The sequence below is a fragment of the Burkholderia sp. ABCPW 11 genome (assembly GCF_001523445.1).
Classification (GTDB): domain Bacteria; phylum Pseudomonadota; class Gammaproteobacteria; order Burkholderiales; family Burkholderiaceae; genus Burkholderia.
Window position 1 is genome coordinate 1 of the sequence record NZ_LOVM01000008.1, and the last position, 17,344, is coordinate 17,344.

At 67.4% G+C, this 17,344-nt stretch carries 16 protein-coding genes; 4 read left to right on the forward strand and 12 right to left on the reverse strand.

From position 1 onward, the window contains the following. Window positions 1–455 precede the first annotated feature (455 nt). From WS61_RS04060 to WS61_RS32585, 8 genes are read right to left on the reverse strand one after another with little or no spacing between them, the layout of a single operon-like run. The gene (locus WS61_RS04060; protein ID WP_059499350.1) at window positions 456–1,010 is read right to left on the reverse strand and encodes a phosphonate degradation HD-domain oxygenase; all 555 of its coding nucleotides are present in this window, start codon (window positions 1,008–1,010) and stop codon (window positions 456–458) included. A 5-nt stretch (window positions 1,011–1,015) separates the two neighbouring features. After that, a complete protein-coding gene (gene phnY, locus WS61_RS04065) occupies window positions 1,016–2,470 on the reverse strand; it encodes a phosphonoacetaldehyde dehydrogenase (RefSeq protein ID WP_059499351.1) in 1,455 nt (484 codons plus the stop codon). Further along, window positions 2,467–3,774 carry a phosphonoacetate hydrolase gene (gene phnA / locus WS61_RS04070; RefSeq protein WP_059499352.1) on the reverse strand — a complete coding sequence of 436 codons (1,308 nt, stop codon included), beginning with the start codon at window positions 3,772–3,774 and terminating at the stop codon, window positions 2,467–2,469. The genes phnY and phnA overlap by 4 nt, the downstream gene beginning before the upstream one ends. Beyond that, window positions 3,771–4,631: a 2-aminoethylphosphonate ABC transport system, membrane component PhnV gene (phnV, locus tag WS61_RS04075; RefSeq protein ID WP_059499353.1), complete on the reverse strand. Its 861-nt coding sequence runs from the start codon at window positions 4,629–4,631 to the stop codon at window positions 3,771–3,773. Before phnV ends, phnA begins: the two co-directional genes overlap by 4 nt. Further along, a complete protein-coding gene (phnU, locus tag WS61_RS04080; protein WP_059499354.1) occupies window positions 4,621–5,541 on the reverse strand; it encodes a 2-aminoethylphosphonate ABC transporter permease subunit in 921 nt (306 codons plus the stop codon). The genes phnV and phnU overlap by 11 nt, the downstream gene beginning before the upstream one ends. Then, window positions 5,519–6,622, reverse strand: a complete 1,104-nt coding sequence (phnT, locus tag WS61_RS04085) for a 2-aminoethylphosphonate ABC transport system ATP-binding subunit PhnT (protein WP_034206097.1) — start codon at window positions 6,620–6,622, stop codon at window positions 5,519–5,521. The genes phnU and phnT overlap by 23 nt, the downstream gene beginning before the upstream one ends. Before the next feature lie 34 nt (window positions 6,623–6,656). Then, the gene (gene phnS, locus WS61_RS04090) at window positions 6,657–7,748 is read right to left on the reverse strand and encodes a 2-aminoethylphosphonate ABC transporter substrate-binding protein (protein WP_059499355.1); all 1,092 of its coding nucleotides are present in this window, start codon (window positions 7,746–7,748) and stop codon (window positions 6,657–6,659) included. A 1-nt stretch (window position 7,749) separates the two neighbouring features. Further along, window positions 7,750–8,010, reverse strand: coding sequence for a hypothetical protein (locus WS61_RS32585; protein WP_257126940.1), 261 nt, complete (start codon window positions 8,008–8,010; stop codon window positions 7,750–7,752). On the opposite strand from WS61_RS32585, the gene WS61_RS04095 reads away from it, so the two are divergent. Next, window positions 8,009–9,118: a 2-aminoethylphosphonate--pyruvate transaminase gene (locus WS61_RS04095; RefSeq protein WP_059499356.1), complete on the forward strand. Its 1,110-nt coding sequence runs from the start codon at window positions 8,009–8,011 to the stop codon at window positions 9,116–9,118. The genes WS61_RS32585 and WS61_RS04095 overlap by 2 nt on opposite strands. Window positions 9,119–9,219: 101 nt before the next feature. On the opposite strand, the gene WS61_RS04100 is transcribed toward WS61_RS04095, so the two are convergent. The 3 genes from WS61_RS04100 to aroQ are packed head-to-tail and all read right to left on the reverse strand — an operon-like array spanning window position 9,220 to window position 11,910. Next, window positions 9,220–10,563 carry an MFS transporter gene (locus WS61_RS04100; RefSeq protein WP_059499357.1) on the reverse strand — a complete coding sequence of 448 codons (1,344 nt, stop codon included), beginning with the start codon at window positions 10,561–10,563 and terminating at the stop codon, window positions 9,220–9,222. A gap of 40 nt (window positions 10,564–10,603) precedes the next feature. After that, window positions 10,604–11,458, reverse strand: coding sequence for a shikimate dehydrogenase (locus WS61_RS04105; RefSeq protein ID WP_059499358.1), 855 nt, complete (start codon window positions 11,456–11,458; stop codon window positions 10,604–10,606). Next, window positions 11,455–11,910: a type II 3-dehydroquinate dehydratase gene (gene aroQ, locus WS61_RS04110; RefSeq protein ID WP_027781502.1), complete on the reverse strand. Its 456-nt coding sequence runs from the start codon at window positions 11,908–11,910 to the stop codon at window positions 11,455–11,457. Before aroQ ends, WS61_RS04105 begins: the two co-directional genes overlap by 4 nt. A gap of 256 nt (window positions 11,911–12,166) precedes the next feature. Here aroQ and WS61_RS04115 point away from each other — a divergent pair, with 256 nt between their 5' ends. After that, a complete protein-coding gene (locus WS61_RS04115; RefSeq protein ID WP_059499359.1) occupies window positions 12,167–14,059 on the forward strand; it encodes a bifunctional sugar phosphate isomerase/epimerase/4-hydroxyphenylpyruvate dioxygenase family protein in 1,893 nt (630 codons plus the stop codon). Window positions 14,060–14,325: 266 nt separating this feature from the next. Beyond that, window positions 14,326–14,589, forward strand: a complete 264-nt coding sequence (locus WS61_RS04120) for a hypothetical protein (RefSeq protein WP_006489463.1) — start codon at window positions 14,326–14,328, stop codon at window positions 14,587–14,589. 84 nt (window positions 14,590–14,673) lie between these two features. Here WS61_RS04120 and WS61_RS04125 read toward each other — a convergent pair whose 3' ends face one another. Then, window positions 14,674–15,468, reverse strand: coding sequence for an AraC family transcriptional regulator (locus WS61_RS04125; protein WP_059499360.1), 795 nt, complete (start codon window positions 15,466–15,468; stop codon window positions 14,674–14,676). A gap of 585 nt (window positions 15,469–16,053) precedes the next feature. Between WS61_RS04125 and WS61_RS04130 the strand changes: the two genes are divergently transcribed. Continuing rightward, entirely contained in the window at window positions 16,054–17,232 is a 1,179-nt protein-coding gene (locus WS61_RS04130) for a branched-chain amino acid ABC transporter substrate-binding protein (RefSeq protein ID WP_059499361.1), read from the forward strand. Window positions 17,233–17,344 lie beyond the last annotated feature (112 nt).

Here is a 17,344-nt window from a genome sequence, read left to right on the forward strand (position 1 = left end):
CTGACAGGAATATGAATTGCTTCATAAACCTGACTTACTTTAGTGTGAGACTCTTGATACTTTTGCTATCTGATCCGAGGATCAGCTCGCTTCCATCAAGCGCCCACACTTATCGGCTGTTAATTTTTAAAGAGCATTCTGCGAGGGATCTTGAACCCCTCAGCAGCGCTGCGTTTTCAGCAGCAGAGAAGCGAGATTATGAACCGTGTTTCGCAGCGCGTCAACAACTTTCTGCACGACATCGTTGCGACTGCGGGGTCATCTTCCTGCGCCGTCGGGCTCGTTACCCCCGAACCCCAACAGCACCGCTTCCCTTCCTCCCGCGCCGCGTTTCCGTTAGCGCGAAAGAGGCGTGATTTTATGCATCCCCCGGCAATCGCGCAAGGGGTTTCGCAAAAAATATAAGGCGCCGCACGCTACCGCGTGCGGCGCCTTATATAGAAGCAGCCGAACCGTCAGGAGGCCGCGCGCACCTGGCGCGCGACGATCTCCATATAGTGATCGAGATCCGGTGTCACCTTGCCTTCCTCCTTCGCCGTGTCGTCCCAGCGGCGCAGGCGCAAAGCGTCCTCCGCGAACGGGCGCAGCAGGAACGCTGCTGCCTCCTCTTCACTGAAGACGCCGCCCTGTAACGCCAGACTGCGCACCGAGTCCGGCGACAGGCTCTCGACGTAGCCGGCATCCGTGCGGCACAGACAGCGCTTCGCGTCGACGTGCAGCCGGATCGGCTCGAGCACCGCATCGTTGAACAACGGCCGCAGGAACGGCAGCACATAATACTGATGCAGATCGTCGATCCCGCGCGCACTCGGCGTCTCGCCCTGGCGATTCAGCAAATGGCCGAGGTCGTGCAGGAACGCCGCCGCGACCAGCGCTTCGTCCGCGCCGGACGCCTCCGCCAGCAATCCGCTCTGCAATGCATGCTCGAGCTGCGTGACCGGTTCGCCGCTATAGGCCACATGGCCATGTTCGCGATACAGCCCGTGGATCTCTTCCACCGTCAGCGCCATTCCATTTACTCCCAAGGCAGCGAAAACGTCTTCAGGTTCGTGAAGCTCTTCATCGCCTCCTGAACGCCTTCCTTGTAGCCGAGCCCCGAATCCTTGACGCCGCCGAACGGCGACAGTTCGATCCGGTATCCCGGCACTTCCCACACGTTCACCGTGCCGACGTTCAGTTCGTTCACGAACCGCACGACGGCCGCCGTGCTGTCCGTACAGACACCCGACGACAACCCGAACGCCGTCCCGTTACTGATCCGGATCGCGTCGTCGATCGTGTCGAACGCGATGACGGGCGAGACGGGGCCGAAGGTCTCCTCACGCACGATCGTCATCGACGGATCGACGTTGTCGAGCACGGTGGGCGCGTACAGCGCGCCGCGCCGCACATTGCCGGTCAGCAGGCGCGCCCCCTGCGCGACCGCCTCGTTCACGCGCGCCTCGAACAGCCGTGCCGCTGCCTCGTCGATCACCGTGCCCATTTCGTTCGCTGGATCGAATGGATCGCCGTATTTCCATGCGCGCGTCTTCTCGACGAGCAACTCGGTGAACGCGGGCGCGATCGAGCGCTGCACCAGCATCCGCTTGACGGCCGTACAGCGCTGGCCCGAATTCCGGTACGAGCCGAGCACCGCGAGCGACGCCGCGCGGTCGAGATCGGCATCGGCAAGGACGATCAGCGGATCGTTACCGCCCAGTTCCAGCACGATGCGCCGGTAACCGGCCCGTGCGGCAATCGCCTTGCCGATCGCGACGCCGCCCGTGAACGTGATCAGCGACGCATGCGGATGCGTGACGAGTTCGTCCGCGATCTCGGCCGGGTCGCCGGTCAGCACCTGCAGCATCGGCTCCGGCAGCCCCGCTTCATATAACAGGTCGGCCAGATAGAACGCCGACAGCGGCACCTTCTCCGACGGCTTCACGATCACGCGATTGTTGGTCGCGATCGCCGGCGCGACCTTGTGCGCCACCTGGTTCATCGGATGATTGAACGGCGTGATCGCGACGATCACGCCGTCGAGCGGCTGCCGCTGCGAGAACACGCGCCGCGCCTTGCCGTGGGGCGTCAGGTCACACGAGAAACTCTGCGCATCGTCGCGCAGCGCCTCGACCGCCGCGAACTTCAGCACGTCGGCCACCCGGCCGATCTCGTAGCGCGAATCCCGTTTCGACAGCCCCGACTCGAGCGTGATCAGGTCGGACGCCTCCTCGGTGCGCTCGCGCAGCAGCGCGGCCGCACGTTCGAGAATCTGCGAACGCTCGTAGCGCGTGAGCATCGGCCGGTAGGCCATCGCGTAATCGAACGCCGCGCGCACGTCGTCGACGCTGGCGAGCGGCGCGGTGCCGACGCGTGTTCCGGTGTATGGATCCGTGACGTCGAGCGTGCGTTCGCGCATCGCGGGCGTGCCGCGCCAGCGCAATGCTTCCGCACGAAACGACGGATGATCCTGCCGCGGATGAGCCATCATGTCGCGATCCGGTTCAACACGAAATCGAACACGTCGAAGTTGCGCGGGCGACGTGCGGGATCGTCCCGCTCGATACGGCGATTGAACAGCAGCGGCACTTCCTGCTCGGACACGCCGCCATGCGAACGCAGCGGCACCGTGAGACCCGACAGGTCGTGTTCGCGCTCGCGCGTGCCGAGCGTCATGTCGCGGCGGCCGATCACGACGAGATCGCCGATCCGGTCGGCCGGCAGTTCGAAGCGCGCGGCGGCTTCCGCGTTGTCGAGCACGAGCTCGACGCCGTCGAGGCCGCCGACGCGCCACATCGCCTCGGCCCGGTCGATACCTGGCGCGAGGTAGATCGTCGCGAACGAACCGAGCGCACCGTGGTGCACGACGTACGGATCGGTGATCGGCAGGATCACGCGCGCAGCCTGCGCGCCGTACCAGCCGTCGAAGGCATCCTGCAGATAGATCACGTTCGGCCGGCCCGTCGCCGGATCGTGCTTCGCGTTCATCCCGTGATCGGCCGTGAGGCCGATCGCCCAGCCGAGCGCGTCGAGCTGGGCGAGGTAGCCGTCCATCATCGCGTAGAACGCGTTCGCGCCGGCACTGCCCGGCGCGCACTTGTGCTGCACGTAGTCGGTGGTCGACAGGTACATCAGGTCGACCTGGCGCGTCTGCGCGAGCCGCACGCCGGCCGCGAACACGAATTCGGACAATGCCGCGCTGTACACGTCCGGCGACGGCAGGCCGACCCAGTCGAGCACGTCGACGATCCCGTTTTCCGCGAGATTGGCCTGTGCGGCCTTCTCGGCCGAAAAGCAGATGCCGTTCAGCCGCCAGCCGAGCAGCCTGCGCAGCTTGTCCTTCGCGGTCACGACGGCCACCCGTGCGCCGACGTCGGCCGCCGCCGCGAGCAGCGTGCCAGCCCGCAGATAGGCCGGGTCGTTCATCATGACTTCGGCGCCGCGCCCGCCGTCGGCGGCCGGATCCCAGAAATAGTTGCCGCAGATGCCGTGGACCGACGGCGGCACGCCGCAGACGATCGACAGGTTGTTCGGGTTGGTGAAGGTCGGCACGACGCAATCGGCGCGCCAGGCCGTGCCTTCCGCGATCATCCGGCCGATGAACGGTGCGACGCCCGCTTCCACCGCGCGTTCGAGATAGTCGTACTCGCAGCCGTCGACACAGACGACGACGGTCGGCTCGACCGGCAGCCGATAGCACCGGCCATTGACGTCGATCGAGCGTCCGGCGAGACCGGTCGACGCGCCGGCGGGCGACGCATCGCCGGGATGGCGCAACGCGAACGCGGCGTTCATGATGCCGCCCGCGTGCCGCGCGGCACGCGCGCGGCGATCAGCAGCAGCGCCGCGAGCGACGCGCCGAGCATCAGCAGCGACAGCGCCGACGCCGGCAGGTAATAGCCGCGCTCCACCTGGCCGATCACGACGATCGGCACGGTCGCGAAGCCGGGCGGATAAACCGTGAGCGTCGCGCCGAGCTCGCCGAGCGACAGCGCAAAGCCGAGCGCGAGACTCGCGCGCAGCGCCGGCACGAGTTGCGGCAGCAGCACGCGGCGCAGCACCATCGCGGGCGGCGCACCCAGGCTCGCGGCCGCCTCGCGCAGCACGGTCAGCTCCGGACGCAACGCGGCGGCGGCGCAGCGATAGCAGAACGGCAAAATCAGCGCCAGTTGCACCAGCACGACGATCGCCGCCGAGCTCGACAGGTCGAGCGGCTTCTGGTGATACGCGATCAGCACCGCGAGCCCGAGCACGACGCTCGGTACGCCGTTCGGCACCATCACGAGCGCGTCGACGACCGCGCCGAGGCCGCGCCGGTCGCGCCCTTCGAGCGCGAGCGCCAGCCAGAGCCCGAGGATCGTGCCGAGCGCCGATACGCCGAAGCCGATTTCGAGGCTCGTCAGCAGCGCGTCGTACTCCTGCGAGCCGAGCCGCTCGAACCACCGCAAGCTGTAGCCGGCCGGCAGGATCGTGCCCGACCACTGCGTCGACACGCTCGACAGCGCGACGACGATTACCGGCAGCACGAACAGCCAGAAGCATGCGAATGCGGCCAGCGCGAGCGCGACGCGCGACGCATGCTTGAGCAGCGCGTCGGTCCAGCCGATCGGGTGGCGCGGCACGGCGTGCCCAATACGGAATTCAGTGGACATCGTTTCCTCCCGTCGCACGCCGGTTCACCCGGCGATAAACCGTATACAGCGCCAGCGACAACGACAACATCACGACGGCGCCGGCCGACGCGGTCGGCAGATCGAGATCGACGGTCGCGCTGCTGTAGATCGCGACCGGCAGCGTCACGAGCCGCGCGCTGCCGAGCACGAGCAGAATCCCGAATTCGTTCAGCGTCAGCAGGAAGCACAACACGGTGCCGGCGGCGATACCCGGCCACGCGATCGGCAGCACGACGCGGCGCGCGAGCATCCAGCCCGGCGCGCCGAGGCTGCGCGCGGCTTCGATCAACCGCAGGTCGAGCGTCGCGAACGACGCAAGCGTCGGCCGCACGACGAACGGCGTGTAGAACACGGTCTGAGCAAGGATCACGCCGCCGATCCCGAACAGGAAGTCGAGCGGCGGGTTCTCGAGATGGAACAGGTGCTGCAGCGCGATGCTGATCGAGCCCTGCGAGCCGTACAGGAAGATCAGCGTGAACGCGACGAGGAACGACGGAAACGCGACGTACAGCTCCAGGAAGCGCGTGACGAGCGACGCGCCCGGAAACGGCCTGAAGAACAGCAGCGCAGCCAGCAGCACGCCGAGCACCGACGCGGTGCCGGCGCTCGCGAACAGGACGCCGAGCGTCGTCAGCAGCACGTTGCGCGTGTCGGGATTGCCGAAGAAAGTCCGGTACGCGGCGAAACTCAACCCGTGATCGCCCGAGACGCTCAGCAGCACGAGCTTCACCAGCGGATAGACGACAAGCGGGCCGAGCACGACGATCGCGAGCGCGGCCAGGTGCAGGTCGCCCATGCGCCTGCGGCGCCGCGCGGCGGCGGCATGCGCGGCGGCCGACGCGAGCACGTGCGGCGGCAGGCCGGTTTCAGGGCTCGATAAGGACGACATCGTCTGCCTCGCAATGCAGGGACACGCGCGCACCGCGCTCGGGGGCCGCGCCGCGGCCGCGTTGCATCGTGACGCGCACGGGCTCGTCGGGCGCCGCGTCGATCACGACCGCGATCGACAGGTCCGCGCCCTGCCATTCGACCGACGATACGGTGCCGTGCAGGCCGCCCGCCGCAGGCGGCATCACGGTCAGCCGCTCGGGACGCACGCATGCGACCTTGCCGCGCACCTCGTGGCGCGGATCGCCGAGCGGGAAGATCACGTGCGGCGGCAGCAGGTTCGCCGGGCCGAGATAGCGCGCGACGTAACCGTCGCGCGGCGCGTCGTACAACTGCTGCGGCGTGCCGAGCTGCGCGATGTGGCCGTCGCGCATCAGCAGCGCGCGATCGGACAGCACGAGCGCGTCGTCGCGGTCGTGCGTCACGCAGACGACGGTCAGGTTCGGCAAGCGCTCGTGCAACGCCTTCAGTTCGCTGCGCACCGATGCACGCAGGTTGGCGTCGAGCGCCGACAGCGGCTCGTCGAGCAGCAGCACGTCGGGCTCGATCACGAGCGCGCGGGCCAGCGCGACGCGCTGCTGCATCCCGCCCGACAGTTGCGCGGGCAGATGGTGGCCGGCATCGCCGAGTTGCACGAGCTTGAGCGCATCGGCGACGCGGCGCGTCACTTCCGACGACGCCATGCCGCGTGCGCGCAGCCCGAATGCGACGTTCTCGAACACCGACAGGTGCGGGAACAGCGCGTAATTCTGGAACAGCAGACCGAGGTTGCGCTTGTGCGGCGGCGCATAGGTCAGGTCGCGTCCGGCGACGGTCAGCGTGCCGGTCAGGCCGTCGGCCTTCACGAACCCGGCGATGAAGCGCAGCAGCGTGGTCTTGCCGCAGCCGCTCTTGCCGAGCACGGTCAGAAATTCACCGGCGCCGATCGACAGCGACAGATCGTCGAGCACCGTGCGTGCGCCGTAGCGCACGCTCAGGTGTTCGATCTGCACGCCGCCCGGCGCGCCGGACCGCAGCGTCGCGTGCGGTTCGGCGGCGCCGAATGCGCCGGGATGGGTCAGGGTGGTTTCCACCGGGTTCATCCTCTTGCTCGCTGATACTGGCGGCGTGCGCCGGTCACTTCGGCTTGACGACGTCGAGCTGCTTGCCCGAGCTGCCGATCACGTCCTTCTTCCAGCGCTCGATCCACACCGGCTTCTTCGCCATCACCTGGGTCCAGTCGACCGGAATCAGCTTCACGCCCGCGATCGCCTTCTTGACCGCTTCGCCGTTCTTGCCGGCCAGCGGCACGTCGGTGCGGCCCGGGATGCCGTACATGTCCGGCACCTTCGATTGCACTTCCGTCGACATCAGGTAGTCGATCAGCTTGCGGCCGGCGTCCTGGTTCGGGCCGCTCTTGATCAGGCCGATGCCGTACGGGAGCTGGAACGTGGTCGGCTGGTCGCCGTCCTTCGCGGCCAGGAAGATCGGCTTGACGGACAGCGCGCCGTGCTCGGCGTCGTCGAGGTCCATCTGCAGGTCGCCGTTCGCGACGCTGATCTCGTTACGCGACAGCAGCACGTTCAGGTAGCCCGTGCCCTTCGTGTGGAACTTCACGCTCTGCGACAGCTTCGCGAGGTAGTCGAAGGCCTTGTCCTCGCCCATCAGCGACGTCGTCAGGATCAGCACGGCCATCCCGTCGCCGGCCGTGGCCGGGTTCGAGTACGCGACCTTGCCGGCGTAGGCCGGCGCGAGCAGGTCGGCGAACGTCTTCGGCTGGTTCTTCACGACGTCCGGGTTGATCGCGAACGAGAAGTAGTTGTTCACGAAGGTCGCCCACGTGCCGTCCTCGGCCTTCGCGATGGCCGGCACGTTCTTGTAGTTCACGCTCTGGTACGGCTGCAGCAGGCCCATCTGGCCGGCTTGCTGGATGAACGGCGGCAGCGTGACGATCACGTCGGCCTTCGGGGAATTCTTCTCGATGTTCGCGCGGTTCACCACCTCGCCGCTGCCTGCCGTCACGATGTTGACCTTCACGCCTTCCTTCTTCTCGAAGGCCGGCAGCACATCGCGATAGAGGTTCTCGAGGCCGTCCGCCGTGTACAGCACGACCGCGTTTGCCGCATGCGCCGGCATCGCGGCGCCTTGCAGCAGGCCGGCCGCGCAGGCGGCCAGCGCGAGCTTGCGGAACGCGCCGGCAGCGGCGCGCGAGGGTTTCTGCAGTGTCATCTCACTTCTCCGTAGGCGGAACACCAAACGGCCGGGCACGATCCGGCTCTCCTGTCGTCTCCGGGCAGGCCGCCTGGCGGCCCGCCTCGCTGCCGCGCTCAGGCTGGGTGTCGCGCGGCAACCGAAGGATCACAGCGTTCGATGACAAACCCGTGACGAATGCCACAATTTCCAAAAAATGACACATTTTGCCACTATCATGCAAGTCATTCAGAAATGCCGTCCCGCGTTTCATTCGCCCTTTGCCGGAGATAAAAACCATGCCCGACCCGATCCTGCTCACGCCCGGCCCGCTCACCACGTCCGCCACAACACGCCACGCAATGCAACATGACTGGGGGTCGTGGGATGCCGCTTTCAATCAACTGACGGCCAGCGTCTGTACCGACCTCGTCGCCATCGCGGGTGGCGGCGACGCGTACGTGTGCGTGCCGATGCAGGGCAGCGGCACGTTCTCGGTCGAAGCCGCGCTCGGCACGCTGGTGCCGCGCGACGGCGTCGTGCTGGTTCCCGACAACGGCGCGTATTGCGCGCGCATTCTGAAGATTCTCGGCCGGCTCGGTATCGACGCGATCGCGTTGCCGTTCGGCGAAGACGCGGCTGTCGAAGCCGCGGCCGTCGAAGCCGCGTTCGCACGCGAGCCGCGCATCACGCACGTCGCGCTCGTGCACCTGGAAACGAGCGCCGGGATCCTGAATCCGCTCGATGCGATCGCGGCCGCGTGCCGGCGGCACGGCAAGCGGCTGATCGTCGATGCGATGAGTTCGTTCGGCGCGCTGCCGATCGCGCTGGCGGACAGCGGCATCGACGCGCTGATCTCGGCCAGCGGCAAATGCCTCGAAGGCGTGCCGGGAATGGGGTTCGCGATCGTGCGGCGCGATGCGCTCGACGCGAGCGAAGGCAACTCGCCGTCGCTCGCGCTCGATCTCCACGATCAGTACGCGTATCTGCGCAAGACCGGGCAATGGCGCTTCACGCCGCCGACGCACGTGATCGCCGCGTTGCGCGCCGCGCTCGACCAGTACCTCGCCGAAGGCGGCCAGCCGGCGCGCGGCGCCCGCTATGCGGACAACTGCCGGACGCTGGTCGAATCGATGCGCGCGCTCGGCTTCGTGCCGTTCCTCGACGCCAGCGTGCAAGCGCCGGTGATCGTCACGTTCCACGCGCCCGACCATCCGGCCTACGATTTCCGCCGCTTCTACGACGCGGTGCGCGACGCGGGCTTCATCCTGTATCCGGGCAAGCTCACGCGCCTCGAGACGTTCCGCGTCGGCTGCATCGGCGCGATCGACGCGAACGATATCCGGCGTGCGGTCGCCGCCATCGCGGCCGCGGTCGAATCGCTCGGCATCGCGATGCAGCACGCATGAAATTGCGTACGTGCCGGCCGGCGGCCGGCACGCGCAAATAAAAACGCCCGACGGCCGATCGGCCGCCGGGCGAACGCACCGAATGTGCGGGGAACCGGTCCTTACAACTCGATCCGCTTGATGTCGCCGACGACGAAGATGTACGACAGCGCGCCGACCAGCGCGATCACGCCGATGAACACGAGCGCGCCGACGAACGAGCCGGTCGACGCGACGATGACGCCGACGACGAGCGGCGTGATGATGCCGGCGAGGTTCGCCGCGAAGTTGAAGATGCCGCCCGTCACGCCGAGCAGGCCGTCCGGCGCGATGTCCGACACGAGCGTCCAGCCGAGTGCGGCCATCCCCTGCGCGAAGAACGCGACGGACATGATCGCGATCACCGCTTCGTTGCTCTGCACGTAGTTCGCGAGAATGATCGTCGACGCGAGCAGCAGGCCCGCGATGATCGGCAGCTTGCGCGCGAGGTTCGCGGACTTGCCGCGGCGCAGCAGCCAGTCGGAGAAGATTCCGCCGAACATCACGCCGACCGACGCGGCGATGAACGGCATCACCGCGAAGAAGCCGATCTTCAGCCAGCCCATGTGGCGCTCGGTTGCCAGATAGGTCGGGAACCAGGTCAGGAAGAACACGAGCGTCGAGTTGCCGGCGAACTGGCCGAGGCAGATGCCCGCGAGCTGGCGCTTCTTCAGCAGTTTGCCGGCCATCGCCCAGCTGAACTTCGGCTGCGCGGCCTTGCCGCTCTTGTCGTCGGTCTTGCGCACGCCGTGCACGAGACCGCCGCCCGCCTCGATATAAGCAAGCTCCGCCGCGTTCGCGCCCGGATGGTTGCGCGGCTCGTGGTAGAGCTTCCACCAGACGAGGCCGAACGCAATGCCGACCGCGCCCACGACCCAGAACAGCGAGCGCCAGCCGAATGCGCCCATCAGCGCGAACAGCACGGGGCTGAAGAACGCGAGGCCGATGTATTCGCCGACGGTATAGGTGCCCGTCGCCATCGCGCGTTCGTTCTGCGGAAACCACGTCGCGACGACGCGGCTGTTGGTGGGGAAGCACGGCGCCTCGGTGATGCCGAGGCCGAGGCGGCACGCGAGCAGCGTCGCGACGCCCGGCACGAAGCCTTGCAGGAACGTGCACAGCGACCACAGCGTCATCGACCAGTAGTAGGTGATCTTGCTGCCGAAGCGGTCGAGGAACAGGCCGCCCGGAACCTGCATCGCCACGTACGTCCACGAAAACGCGGAGAACATGATGCCCATCACGGCCGCGTTGATGCCGAGCTCCTTGGTGAGCTGCGGCGCAGCCACGCCCAGCACGGTGCGGTCGAGATAGTTGATCATCGTGCCGATCGCGAGCAGCGCGAGGATCTTGTAGCGCGCCGACGTGCGCCGGACCGTGCCGGCCGCCTGCGCCGGCGCGGCGCTCGTGTGGGTGGTGTGCTGCATGGTCGTCTCCTGGTCTCTTTCCGTATCTATCTGTAAGGGGTCAGCGCGCGACGAGCGACTGAAAGTGATCGAACATCCGCTCGGCGTCGGGCGTGCGTCCGGTGAAGAGCTCGAACGCGTCGACGGCCTGGTACACGGCCATCCCGCCGCCCGGCAGCGTCGCGCAGCCGGCCGCGCGGGCAGCGTGGATCAGCTCGGTTTCGAGCGGGAAATACACGATGTCGGCCACCCACATGCCAGCGTGGAGCAGCTCGGCCGGCAGCGGCAGGCCCGGATGCTTGACCATGCCGGTCGGCGTTGCGTGGATCAGGCCGGTCGCGGCGCGCATCGCGGCCGCGAGATCGTTACCCGGTGCGACCCGGGCCGCGGGGAAGCGCTGCTGCAATTCGCCCGCCAGCGCGGTGGCCCGCGTGCCGTCGACATCGAAAATCGTCAGTTCGGCCGCGCCCATCTGCAGCGCCGCGTGCGCGACAGCCGCGCCCGCGCCGCCCGCGCCGAGCTGGACGACGCGTTCGAGCGACGCGTCGGGCAGCCCGCGGCGGAACGATTTCGCGAAGCCCGACCAGTCGGTGTTGTGGCCGATCCGCTTGCCGTCCTTGAACAGCACGGTGTTCACCGCGCCGAGTGCCCGCGCGTCGTCCGACAGCGCGTCGAGATGCTCGATCACGCGCTGCTTGCACGGGTGCGTGATGTTCAGCCCGTTGTAGCCCATCCGCTGCGCGGCCTCGAGCAGCTGCGGCAGCGCGTCGACGTTCACGCCCAGCACGTCGAGATCGATGCGCCGGTACACGTAGCCGAAGCCCTGGCGGAATCCCTCTTCCTCGTGCATCGCGGGCGACAGCGAACCGCCGATGCCCTGGCCGATCAGGCCGATCAGAAACGACGGGCGGCTCATCGGGCGGCTCCCTGCGCGAACAGCGTCGCCAGGCGCTGCAGCGCGAACACGTAGCCTTCGGTGCCGCAGCCGCAGATCACGGCTTCGGCGATCGCCGACACATACGAATGGTGGCGAAACGCCTCGCGGCGATGGACGTTCGAGATATGCACCTCGATCACCGGCTTCGCGATCGCGGACAGCGCGTCGGCCAACGCCACCGACGTATGCGTATAGGCGGCCGGGTTGATCACGATGCCGTGCGTGTCGTGACGCGCGGCATGCAGCCAGTCGATCAGTTGATGCTCGGCGTTCGACTGGCGGAACTCGATTTCCAGCCCGAGCCCTTCCGCCGCCGTGCGGCAGCGCTGCTCGAGATCGGCGAGCGTTTCCGCGCCGTAGATGTGGGGCTCGCGCGTGCCCAGCAAATTCAGATTCGGGCCGTTCAGCACCAGCACCTTGTGCTTGCTCATGTGACTTTGCTCCAGAAACGGGGGCGAATCGTGAGCCGACTCCGCCCCCTGACGTCAAGATTTGGCGCTAGTGTGCGCTTGCGCAAGCGCAATGTCTTTTCGGGTTTTCGCTAATTTGTACCATCTAGTTAGTTTGTACAATATGCATCACTAGCCCAGTAAATTCGGGATATGGCGCCCGCGCCGAACTCAACGACTGGTTCATTCAGGGTCGGTTCGACCGGTGCCATGCCCCGCTCACCCGCAGGAATCGCCCATGCAGCGCTCGATCGCCACAGTGTCCCTGTCCGGCACGCTCGCCGAGAAGCTCGCCGCCATCCAGGCTGCGGGCTTCGATGGCGTCGAAATCTTCGAAAACGACCTCGTCTACTTCGACGGATCGCCGGCCGACGTCCGGCGCATGGCCGCCGATCTCGGCCTCGACATCGTGCTGTTCCAGCCGTTTCGCGACTTCGAGGGCGTGAGCGCGGCCCAGCTCGCGCGCAATCTCGACCGGATCAAGCGCAAGTTCGACGTGATGCATGCGCTCGGCACCGACCGCATCCTCGTCTGCAGCAGTGTGGCGGCCGATACGATCGCCGACGACGGATTGCTCGTCGATCAGCTCGGCGCGCTCGCCGAGGCCGCGCGGCAGGCCGGTGTGGTCGCCGCGTACGAAGCGCTTGCGTGGGGCCGCGTCGTGAAACGGTACGGCCACGCGTGGCAGCTCGTGAATGCGGTGAACAGCCCGCACCTCGGCCTTGCGCTCGACAGCTTCCACACGCTGTCGCTCGACGATTCGCCGGACGCGATCGCCGACATCCCCGGCGACCGGATTGCGTTCGTGCAGATCGCCGACGCGCCGAAGCTCGCGATGGACGTGCTCGAATGGAGCCGCCACTACCGCTCGTTTCCGGGCCAGGGCGACTTCGACCTGGCGCGCTTCACCGCGCGCGTGATCGAGTCGGGTTATACGGGGCCGCTGTCGCTCGAGATCTTCAACGACGGTTTCCGCGCAGCGCCGACCGCGCTCACGGCCGCGGACGGCCATCGCTCGCTGCTCTACCTGGAAGACCTGACACGCGCGCGGCTCGCACAGGAGGGTCGCGCGCCGGCCGCCGGCCAGCCGCTGTTCGCACCGCCCGCGCCGCCGGCGCACGTCGGGTTCCAGTTCATCGAATTCGCGGTCGACGCGCAGGCGGCGGCAACCGTCGGCGAATGGCTCGGCCGGATGCGTTTCCGGCTCGCCGGCCGGCATCGCTCGAAGGACGTGACGCTGTTCCAGCACGGCGCCGCATCGATCGTGCTGAACGCCGAGCGCGACTCGTTCGCCGATGCGTTCTTCCAGCAGCACGGGCTGTCGCTGTGCGCGTCGGCGTTCCGCGTCGACGACGCCAAAGTGGCGTTCGAACGCGCGGCCGGCTTCGGCTACGCGCCGTTCTCGGGCCGGGTCGGGCCGAACGAACGCGTGCTGCCGAGCGTGAAGGCGCCGGACGGCAGCCTCGAATATTTCGTCGACGAAGCGCCGGATGCGCCGACGCTGTATGAATCGGACTTCGTACTGACCGACATCGACGGCCCGAGCGAAGTCGGCCCGCTGACGGGCATCGATCACGTGTGCCTCGCGCTGCCGGCCGACGCGCTCGACACGTGGATCCTGTTCTTCAAGACCGCATTCGGCTTCGAAGCCGAGCGCAGCTGGCTCGTGCCCGACCCGTACGGGCTGATGCGCAGCCGCGCGGTGCGCAGCGCCGACGGCTCGGTTCGGATCGCGCTGAACGCATCGGTCGACCGCCACACGGCCGTCGCCGAATCGCTCGACCGCTACCACGGCACCGGGCTGAACCACGTCGCGTTCCGCACGGACGACATCGTGAAGACGGTCGCCGCGTTCGCGGCCGACGGCGTGCCGTTCCTGCGCATTCCGGCCAACTACTACGACGATCTCGCCGCGCGTTACGCGTTGCCGGACGAACTGATCGACACGCTGAGCACGCACCACCTGCTCTACGACCGCGACGAACAGGGCGGCGAATTCCTGCATGCGTATACGGAACTGGTCGACAACCGCTTCTCGCTCGAGATCGTCGAGCGGCGCGGCGGGTACGACGGCTACGGCGCCGCGAATGCGGCCGTGCGGCTCGCCGCGCAGGCGCAGCGCAGGAAATAAGGAGCGGACACGAACCGGCGTTTGGGGCGCGACCGCGCTCGCACTTCGGCAGTCGAACGGACGGGCACCGCTCGCCCGCGCCATCGTGGCAAAGCGCTTCCGGCCCGCGGTCGTGCCGGAAGCCGCGCAACGTCCGACGTTACATCCGGTAACCCGTGCCGCAGTGCAGCATTGCGTCGCCCGCCACGGTTTTAAGAATCGCTTAAGTCTTCGACGGCACCATCCGCAACCAGTACCCGATGGTTATCTTGAAAAGGAGGAAAGCGATGAGCGCCGTAGAAGCACCCGCGGGCCGCCCGGCCGCGCCCCCTGCAAAGAAGACGATGCTGCGCCGCCTGCTCAGTCATCATGAAATCGCGACGTTGCTCGTGCTGCTGCATGCACCGATCGGCGCGAACGCCAAACCCGAATTGCCCGCGCTGCAGGAAGCCGGCCTCGTCGAAATGGTCAAGCTCGACCCCGATACGGCCCCGAGCTTCCGGCTGACCGAAGACGGCACTGCCGTCCTGAAAGGGCTCGGCTACCGCTGAGCCGCCGGCTTCACCCTTTCCCTCTTTCCCCCTTCCCGCACGACACCGATCCCCGCGACCCGCCGGCCACGCCGGCGAGTCGCGTCACCCTGCCCGCTCCTGCAGCATCAACCGGTATTCCGTCGGCGTCACGCCGACCGTCGCCTTGAACTGGCGCGTGAACGCGCTGTGATCCGTGTAGCCGCATAGCGCCGCGACGTCGGTCACCTTGTCGTGGGTGACCAGCAGCGCGGTGGCCGCGTCGAGCCGCGTCTTCAGCAGCACCTGGCGCGGCGTCAGGTGGAACACCTTGTGGAAGTAGCGTTCGAGCTGCGCGACCGACATCCCGGCCATCTGCGCGAGCTGCTTCAGGTTCAGCGGCTGCACGTAGTGATCCTGGATGTGCTGGACCACGTCGGCGAGCCGGCTGTACGCCGGGTGCGATCCCTCGTGCGCCTTCAGGTCGCGCGAGATGCCCGCGAGGCCGACCACCCGGCCCGCGGCGTCGCGCAGCGGCTCCTTGCAGGTCAGGCACCAGCCCGGCTGGCGGCCCGGATACAGGTGCAGCTCGAGCTGGTCCATCAACTGCTGGCCGGCGTTGATCGTCGCCATGTCCTGCTCGAAGTAACTCCGGCCGAAGCGGCGCGGAAACACCTCGTCGGCCGTCTTGCCGAGCAGGTCGCGCTTGTCCTTGTAGCCGCAGCGCATCGCCAGCGTGCGATTGACGAGCGCGTAGCGGCCGCTCCCGTCCTTCACGAAAAACGCGACATCCGGCAGCGCATCGAATACCGGTTCGAGCAGGCGGAAATGCGCGAGCATCGCACCGAGATCGGCGTTGTCGGGCTGGTAGCGCAATGTGTCGGACAGGCTCATGGGCGGTACGGCAAGCAAGGTCGTCATCCCGGCAACCGCGAAGCGAGTGGCAGATGGCGTCGATTATAGGAGCGCCCCTTAGATCGCGTCGCGCCGAACGCGGGGCAGGCAAGACGACGGCCGGTTGCATCGCGTGTCCCGGCCGTTTCCGTCGGTCGGCTGGACAAGTTGCGCACGCAACTACTACGCCACTACGCGGCAGTGCGCGGCCGGCAGTCGCTCCGCTTGCACCGCTGCCGCCGCAGCGCATCGACACGCCGGCGCAACGCACCCGAATCCGTCATCCTAAAAATGCCGACGGCCCGCGTCTTGGCGGGTTTGCGCATTCGTGATGACGATTTCGGCATATATCAGGGTTATCGACGATATGCCGATATCGTCGCCGGCCACGCATCGAACGCGCAAGACGCACGTATTTTCGCTATCTAGACTTCGCTTCACGGTCGCGAGACGACATCCCGCCGCTGCCGGAATCGGCACGCGCGGCCGACCGCATCCGCCGCCGCGCACGCCGATTCCGGCACAGCGCGCGCAGCACGCGACAAGCACGCACGGCCTGCACGTCGGCCTGCGGACCGATACGTCTCGCCCGGTTTACCGGCGCCGGCCCGCATGCCGGCGGCGGCCCAACCACGCCATCAAGGGGAAGTGAAAGTGAAGCTGAAGGTATCGCACGTCGCGCTGGCCGCCGCCTGCGCACTGTCGGGCGCGCACGCCGTCGCCGCCGACGTCGTCAAGATCGGTTTCGCCGCACCGCTGACCGGCCCGCAGTCGAATTACGGCACGGACATGCAGAAGGGCGTGCAGCTCGCGATCGCCGATTTCAACGCGACGCATCCGACGATCGGCGGCAAGCCGGTCACGTTCCAGCTCGACTCGCAGGACGACCAGGCCGACCCGCGCACCGGCACGACGGTCGCGCAGCGGCTGATCGACGACAACGTCCGCGGGATCATCGGCCACTTCAACTCGGGCACCAGCATCCCCGCGTCCGACCTGTACGATCGCGCGGGGCTGCCGCAGATCTCGATGGCGACGTCGCCGCAATACACGGCGCGCGGCTACAAGACGACCTACCGGCTGCTGACGAGCGACGCGCAGGCCGGCCGCATCGTCGGCACGTACGCGGTGAAGACGCTGCGCTTCAAGCGCATCGCGATCATCGACGACCGCACGGCCTACGGCCAGGGCATCGCCGACGAATTCGCGAAGGCCGTGGAAGCGGCCGGCGGCACGATCGTCAAGCGCGACTTCACGAACGACAAGGCGCTCGATTTCTCGGCGATCCTGACCAACCTGAAGGGCGTGAATCCGGACGCGGTCTTCTACGGCGGCGGCGATGCGCAATCGTCGCCGATGATCCGCAAGATGCGCCAGCTCGGGATGAAGTCGGCGTTCGTGACGGGCGAGATGTCGCGCTCGCCGACGTTCCTGAAGGTCGGCGGCGACGCGGCCGAAGGCGCGATCGTCTACATGGGCGGGCTGCCGAAGGAAAAGATGCCGGGCTTCTCCGGCTACGCCGCACGCTACAAGGCGCGCTTCAACGAAGACGTGATCACGTACTCGCCGTACTCGTACGACGGAACGATCGCGCTGCTCACCGCGATGAAGGAAGCGAATTCGACCGATCCGAAGGTGTACACGCCGTACCTCGGCAAGGTGTCGATCAAGGGCGTGTCGGCCGCGAGCATCGCGTACGACCCGAAGGGCGACCTGAAGGATGCGCCGGTGACGATCTACAAGGTCGAGCGCGGCGCGTTCAAGCCGGTCGACACGATCGCCGGCAACTGATTACGCGGGCCCCTGCCTCGCGCGGCGCGCCAGCGGCTCACCGGCCGCCCGCGCTGCGCGCACTTCGGCTGCATGGTCCGAAGCCGTTCCCGGCACGCGCCCGCGTGCAGGC